Origin of the sequence: Methylobacterium sp. SD274 (genome assembly GCF_017355285.1) — a bacterium.
In the GTDB taxonomy this organism is placed as follows: Bacteria; Pseudomonadota; Alphaproteobacteria; order Rhizobiales; family Beijerinckiaceae; genus Methylobacterium.
The window spans coordinates 114,302-120,350 of record NZ_JADIJP010000014.1 but is presented as its reverse complement, the minus strand read 5'-3'; the positions used below and the strand labels follow the sequence as shown (position 1 = coordinate 120,350).

General features: G+C 64.3%; 8 protein-coding genes. 3 read left to right on the top strand and 5 right to left on the bottom strand.

Annotated elements, in window-relative coordinates; translation table 11 throughout:
- Positions 1-116: 116 nt before the first annotated feature.
- Together IPV08_RS13950 and IPV08_RS13945 are read right to left on the bottom strand one after the other, a co-directional pair.
- On the bottom strand, positions 117-629 hold the full coding sequence (locus IPV08_RS13950) for a DUF3016 domain-containing protein (protein WP_207412287.1): 513 nt from the start codon (positions 627-629) through the stop codon (positions 117-119).
- A 3-nt stretch (positions 630-632) separates the two neighbouring features.
- Positions 633-1,154 carry a DUF2244 domain-containing protein gene (locus tag IPV08_RS13945; RefSeq protein WP_246747947.1) on the bottom strand — a complete coding sequence of 174 codons (522 nt, stop codon included), beginning with the start codon at positions 1,152-1,154 and terminating at the stop codon, positions 633-635.
- Between the two features lie 35 nt (positions 1,155-1,189).
- Between IPV08_RS13945 and nth the strand changes: the two genes are divergently transcribed.
- The gene (gene nth / locus IPV08_RS13940) at positions 1,190-1,972 is read left to right on the top strand and encodes an endonuclease III (protein ID WP_207412285.1); all 783 of its coding nucleotides are present in this window, start codon (positions 1,190-1,192) and stop codon (positions 1,970-1,972) included.
- A gap of 244 nt (positions 1,973-2,216) precedes the next feature.
- Positions 2,217-3,011 (top strand): phosphoribosylaminoimidazolesuccinocarboxamide synthase, encoded by a 795-nt coding sequence (gene purC, locus IPV08_RS13935; protein ID WP_026175628.1) that lies wholly within the window; start codon positions 2,217-2,219, stop codon positions 3,009-3,011.
- 90 nt (positions 3,012-3,101) lie between these two features.
- Here the strand turns inward: purC and IPV08_RS13930 are convergent, their stop codons facing one another.
- Both IPV08_RS13930 and IPV08_RS13925 read right to left on the bottom strand, forming a co-directional pair.
- Positions 3,102-3,728: a hypothetical protein gene (locus IPV08_RS13930; RefSeq protein WP_207412284.1), complete on the bottom strand. Its 627-nt coding sequence runs from the start codon at positions 3,726-3,728 to the stop codon at positions 3,102-3,104.
- A gap of 44 nt (positions 3,729-3,772) precedes the next feature.
- Complete coding sequence (locus tag IPV08_RS13925) at positions 3,773-4,231, bottom strand: invasion associated locus B family protein (RefSeq protein WP_056434711.1); 459 nt, start codon at positions 4,229-4,231, stop codon at positions 3,773-3,775.
- 296 nt (positions 4,232-4,527) lie between these two features.
- Between IPV08_RS13925 and IPV08_RS13920 the strand changes: the two genes are divergently transcribed.
- Positions 4,528-4,935 (top strand): hypothetical protein, encoded by a 408-nt coding sequence (locus IPV08_RS13920; protein WP_056434305.1) that lies wholly within the window; start codon positions 4,528-4,530, stop codon positions 4,933-4,935.
- 221 nt (positions 4,936-5,156) lie between these two features.
- Here IPV08_RS13920 and IPV08_RS13915 read toward each other — a convergent pair whose 3' ends face one another.
- Positions 5,157-6,023 carry a LysR family transcriptional regulator gene (locus IPV08_RS13915; protein WP_207412283.1) on the bottom strand — a complete coding sequence of 289 codons (867 nt, stop codon included), beginning with the start codon at positions 6,021-6,023 and terminating at the stop codon, positions 5,157-5,159.
- Between the last annotated feature and the right edge of the window lie 26 nt (positions 6,024-6,049).

Below are 6,049 nucleotides of genomic sequence, written 5' to 3'. Positions count from 1 at the left end.
CAGACCGACGCGTCAACCGCAAAAAGCGAGCGGTCTCATTTTTCCGAGCCGGCTCTTCATGCGGGCCCCGCTCTCCCGTCCCCTTTCACTGACTCGATCGCTTCTTCCGTTCCGCCCTATTGAGCTCGCTGGCTCCGGTTCGCGAAACGTCGCCTTGCCCATTCCCGGAGAAGTTCGCGCTCATAGGGAAAGCTGCCTGCTTGCGTGGTTCGGGCACCGAGCAGGAAATTGATATCGCTCACGCGCTCATCGTTCGTCGCGATGCGCTGACCCCGTTGGTTCAACAGCGAATATCGCAGCCGAAAGGAGGGCGGAGTCGCATCGGTGACGACCCGCAGGCCGTATGGGAAATTGGCTCCGGGATTGGGGAAGCCCGCGAGATCCACGTCCAACACATCGATGACCAGTCGCTCGCCAGGAGCGAGGTAGGGGGATGCCGACTGCTCCATCAATCTGCGCAGCTCGGTGAGCGTCGCCTGGGGGCCAATCCCTGAACTGAACCGGTTGTTGGCATCGACGTAACGGTCGGGCTCGATGAAACGTATCTCGACCGATCCGCCGGGTGCCGCGATCGCGGAGCCGGCAAAGCCGATCAGAACCAGGGCGAGCTTAACGAGCGCCGCTTGCAAGGTTCAGTATCCCCTCTTCACATCCGCCAATGCCCGCGTCAGTCCCTCGGCGATCCGCTCACGGACCGGCGGAGAGGCATCGCGTGCCACCACCACGTATTCCCGACGCGACACCAGCGTCAGGGTCTGGAGGCCGTATTCCTCATCCTCGACCTTGGTCAGCTTGGTCCACAGGGGATTGAAGCGCCATTCGCGACGCTCGCCGCGATGGGTCACTCGGGCCAGCATCACCTCGATCGGCGAAATCATGACCTCTTCGAAGGAGCGCCCGCGCTTCAGGCTCGTCTTCAACGCCATGTAGAGCGCGATCATATCGAGACCGAAGAACCCGGCCACCGGCCAGAACCCGGCCTGAACGCAGGCGATGGACGTGACGAGGGACACCGCCCCGCATCCGATCATCACATTGCGGAAGCCGATATGGCTCAGCGATTGGTGCGGACGGATGGTGGCCTGGAAAACCGGGACGTCGACGCTGTTGGGGTCGAGCCCGTCGGGATGGGATGGGATCGTGTCGCGAACCATGTTGCCGCTCTCCATGGGACACATATAACCCACCGATGAAGAGCCGACAGTCGAAGCCCCCAAAGAAGTCCGCGACCGCGACGACATCACCCGCTCCGAAAGCTCCTCGGACAAGGAAGAAGATCGCCGCGACCATCACCGAGCCGCTCATCGCTAAAGTTGAGACGGCCCCCTCCCCTGTCGATGCCGCGACAGTCACCGAGATCTTCGCGCGGCTGCGCGCCGCCAATCCGGAACCGAGGGCGGAGCTGGAATATCTCAACCCGTTCACGCTTCTGGTCGCGGTGGTGCTGTCGGCCCAGGCCACCGACAAAAGCGTGAACCTCGCCACCGCACCGCTCTTCGCCATTGCCGACACGCCGGCCGCGATGCTGGAATTGGGGGAAGAGCGCGTTCGCGCGTTCATCCGCACGATCGGACTGTTCAATACCAAGGCGAAGAACGTCATCGCGCTGTCTCGCATCCTGGTGGAGCAGCATGACGGGCAGGTCCCGGCTTCGCGAGAGCATCTCGAAATCCTGCCGGGTGTCGGCACCAAGACCGCCAGCGTGGTGATGAACGTCGCCTTCGGAGTGCCTACCATCGCCGTCGACACCCACATCTTTCGGGTCTCGAATCGCATTCCCCTCGTCGTCGCGCCGACGACCGACAAGGTCCAGGCAGGGTTGGAAGCGATCGTGCCGGAGTCGTTCCGCCTGAACGCGCATCATTGGCTGATCCTGTTCGGACGTTACGTCTGCAAGGCGCGGCGCCCCGAATGCCCCACTTGCCTCATCGCCGACCTCTGTCGCTATCCCAGCAAGACCGTCGTCGCCTGAGGGGTTTGGCTCATCCATCGGCCGTGGGATTCGCGGGAGTGCGTGGTCGCCCACCGCCATACACATCCGGCTCGCCCTGCAGGGCCGGGCTGCGGGCGGACGCGTTGTACTGCAAACCCGCTTCGGGTAGTTTGCGCCACGGTCGTCGAGGCTTTCGACAAACGATGTGTTCTCGCGGCCCGGTCTCAATCGAGACCGCCACGCCGCGGATTCCGCACATCGACTGTCCGAAGGAGTCACGGCCATGGACTTCCTCAAACCACGGTATACGCCTATGAACCGCCGCCGTCGCATCTACGAGGGCAAGGCGAAGGTCCTGTACGAAGGACCCGAGCCGGGAACGCTCATCCAGCATTTCAAGGATGATGCCACCGCCTTCAACGCGCAGAAGCACGAGGTCATCGACGGCAAGGGCGTGCTGAACAACCGGATTTCCGAGTTCGTTTTCCAGCACCTCAACGATATCGGCGTGCCGACCCACTTCATCCGCCGGCTCAACATGCGCGAGCAGCTGATCCGCGAAGTCGAGATCATTCCGCTCGAAGTCGTGGTGCGCAACGTCGCCGCCGGCTCGCTCGCCACCCGCCTCGGCCTCGAGGAAGGGACGCAGCTGCCGCGTTCGATCATCGAGTTCTACTACAAGAACGACGCGCTCAACGACCCGATGGTGTCGGAAGAGCACATCACCGCATTCGGCTGGGCGACGCCCCAGGAGATCGACGACATCATGGCCCTGGCCATCCGCGTCAACGACTTCCTGTCGGGCCTCTTCCTCGGCGTCGGCATCCGCCTCGTGGACTTCAAGATCGAGACCGGCCGCCTCTGGGAAGGCGACCTGATGCGCATCGTCGTGGCCGACGAGATCTCCCCGGATTCTTGCCGGCTGTGGGACATCAAGAGCCAGGACAAGCTCGACAAGGACCGGTTCCGCAAGGATCTCGGCGGCCTGATCGAGGCTTACACGGAAGTGGCCAAGCGTCTCGGCATCATGTCCGAGAACGAGAAGGTTCAGTCGGGCGGTCCACGCCTGGTTCAGTAGAAGCTTCTACCGGAACGGTATGAAAAAGGGGCCCCGCGCGAGCGGTGGCCCCTTTTTCATGCGTGATCGATCGAAGCTCGTGGCCGAAGGCTACTGCGCCGCTTCGGGACTGGTCTCGGCCTGGGCGGCAGCCGGCGCGGGTTTGCGCTTGCGCTTTACCGCGGCCTTGCCCGGCGCACCGTGAAGCGAGACGCCGATGTCGTAGCTCTCGCTCAAGGGGCGTGGGACCACGAGATTTTCCTCTATCACCGTGAACAGCCCCTGCGCCTCATTCGGCCCGATCGACACCGACACCTTGCGCGCCCTGGTCGCTATGATCTGGTCCCCGGCCTTGATGGTGAAATAGACCGGGGCCTCGAACCGACCCGGTCGGCCAGCCGGTCCGAGGAGGACCTGCCCCTCGACACCCACCTTCACGCTCACCGAGCCATCGGCCAGCCGCACGCATTCGCGGGCGAGTCGTCCCAAGGTGATCTGGCTGCGCAGGCCCGCATTGTCGTCGGCCCGGCCACCATAGCTGCGCAGGGCGGCACCATTTTCCGCGACATCGACCGTGGGGCAATAGACCTCGCCGAGGTCGGCCGGCTGCGACGGCGGGACTGTAGTCCCGCCGTATTTCAGCATATTGGTGAACCAGTTGCCGTCCTCGGCCTTGGCTGACCAGGGCAGGAGGACCGCCATCAGGGCGATGCCTGCCGTTTTCGCGCGTGTCCGCATCCTCAGATCCCGCTGAATTGCCGGCGCGGGGCGCCGGAACAGACCTATTTCAAGCTGGTGAACCCGTCGCCGAAGCCCTTCATCGAAAGGGGGATGCCGACCCCCTCCTCCGGGGTCTGGAACACGATGAACGTGGCCTGCACCCCGGCGCTGAACTGCTTGATGAGGTTCTCGTCCATGACCACCTCGGCGACGCAGCCAGTGGTGAGGCAGCGCACGAACCCGGCCCGCCCGACATCCGTCTTGTCGATCTTCAGCCCGAGGCCCGAGGGCAGCAGCACGCCGAGCGGTGCCACCACGCGCAGCAGGTACCCGCGATTGTCCGCTGTCTTGAGGACGATGACGACTAGGGTCAGGTTCGGCCTGTCCTCAGCCGCCAGATATTGGACCAGGGCGCATTGCTCGGCCTTCGCCCCCGCCGGCGTCTCGCAGCGAAGCTGCCAATCACCGAATGTGTTGCGGACCATGCCCTGCGCCTCGGCGCGGTCGCTCCCCGCCAGCATCGCACCGGCCAATCCAGCCAGGCAAAAGAGGCCGATCCGTGCGAGACGCCCCGCATCGGTCGCCCGCCCCTTGGCGACCCGCCTTGCGCGCCTCAGCATTCCTCGAAAACCCACGCGCCGATCCCTCTCGCCTCACCCCTTCTGGCCAGGGGCACCGGATGAAACCAGCGGTGTTCCGACCATGCGCGGCTATTCTGTGTCAAGCGTGACCACTAGTTTACGAACACGGACTATCGTTTCGCGGGAACACGCCCTAGTTCCGAGGGTAAAGCCACCAGTTCCAACGGACCGAGCCCATGCGATATCCTGCTACCGCCGCGTTCCTGATCCTTTCCAGTGCCTGTCTGGCCGGCGGCTCTTTCGCCGGCATTACTTCCGCCGCGGCTCAGTCGCTGCCGGTGGACGAGACCACCTATGTCGAGCGGTCCCTCAACCGCGACGGTCCGCTCGTGGTCGAGCATCGGCCGATCCGGCGCATGCCGGGCGGCCGCGTGAACAGCAATTCGGCCGAGATCGCCGGTTTCTGCCGTGATGGTGGATATGTCCGCCGCCTCGACGAGTTCGGTAACCCGACGATCCTGCGCCAGCGTGAGGTCTGCGACAGCGTCGCCCCTCGCACCATGCGACCGGGCGATGTCGACGCCCGCCCGACCTGGCCGGTCGAGCAGGTCGAGCGACGCCGGATCTTGCGCGCTCGCGGGTAGCCTCCCAGACCCGACGACGGACATCGTCCGCCTCGGATGGGTTCTCGCCAGTCCGTGTCCAGATTGGTTGCCAGTAAGCTACCATCCGTATGCGGTCGTATGAGTACGGAGCGAAAGCGGCGGCTCATGACGCGTGGTTTGCTGATCGCACGCGTCATACAGCGACATACTCTAGAAGCCGCCGCACGAAGCGCCTGCCAGGCTAAGACCGATGGGACCGGTCACACGGCTCGATGCCGCGCGAGCGCCATTAGCAGTTCGGCAGGCCGGGATGGCTTGCGAGCCAAGGTCGCCAGCAAGCCGAAATGCCGGGAGATCGCGGGATCCAGCCGGACGACCTTCAACCCTTTCCGCGTCTCGGGCAACGTAGATTCCGGTACGATGCCGCTGCCGAGCCCCTCTCGTATGAAGGCGATGGCGCTCGACCAGTCCCGAACCTCGATCCGAATATCCGCCAGCGACAGACCCGCTTGCTCGGCGAGCGTGCGCGCATGATGATGGCACCCACCCGTAGCCAGGACGAACGGCTCGGCCACAAGCGTAGCGAGCGACAGTTTGCCATGTCGTCCGAAACGATGAGCCGCCGGCAAGACGCCGACCCACGCGTCCTCCCCAAGGGGAATCGCTTCGACGTCCCGCGGCGGGTTGAGAACAACCCCGAGATCGACGGCGCCACTCTCTAGCCACGTTTCAACCTCCCGGTCATCCGTCTCCAGGATGACGGTCTCGATGCCAGGATGTAGCGCGTGGAAGCGCCGCAGGAGCGGAGGTAAAACGGTCGCGATGACGCTGGGAAAAGCAGCGATCCGCAGCGATCCATGCTCTTGGCCGGCAGCCTCTCGCGCTTCGCGCCCGATCGCATCGAGATGTGCGCAGGCGGTCCGCGCATGTTCGAGCGCCCGCTCGCCGAATGCGGTCAACTCGACCCCTTGCCGCTGCCGCACGAGGAGCTTCATGTCGAGCGCCTCCTCGAGGGCGGCGAGCGCTTGGCTTAGGCCGGATTGGGTGATGCCCATGGCGGCCGCTGCCGCTGTGAAGCTGCGCGCTTCAGCGACAGCGATGAAGCCGCGGAGTTGGGTCAGGTTCATAGTAGCTCAGCTTATGAGACATTCTC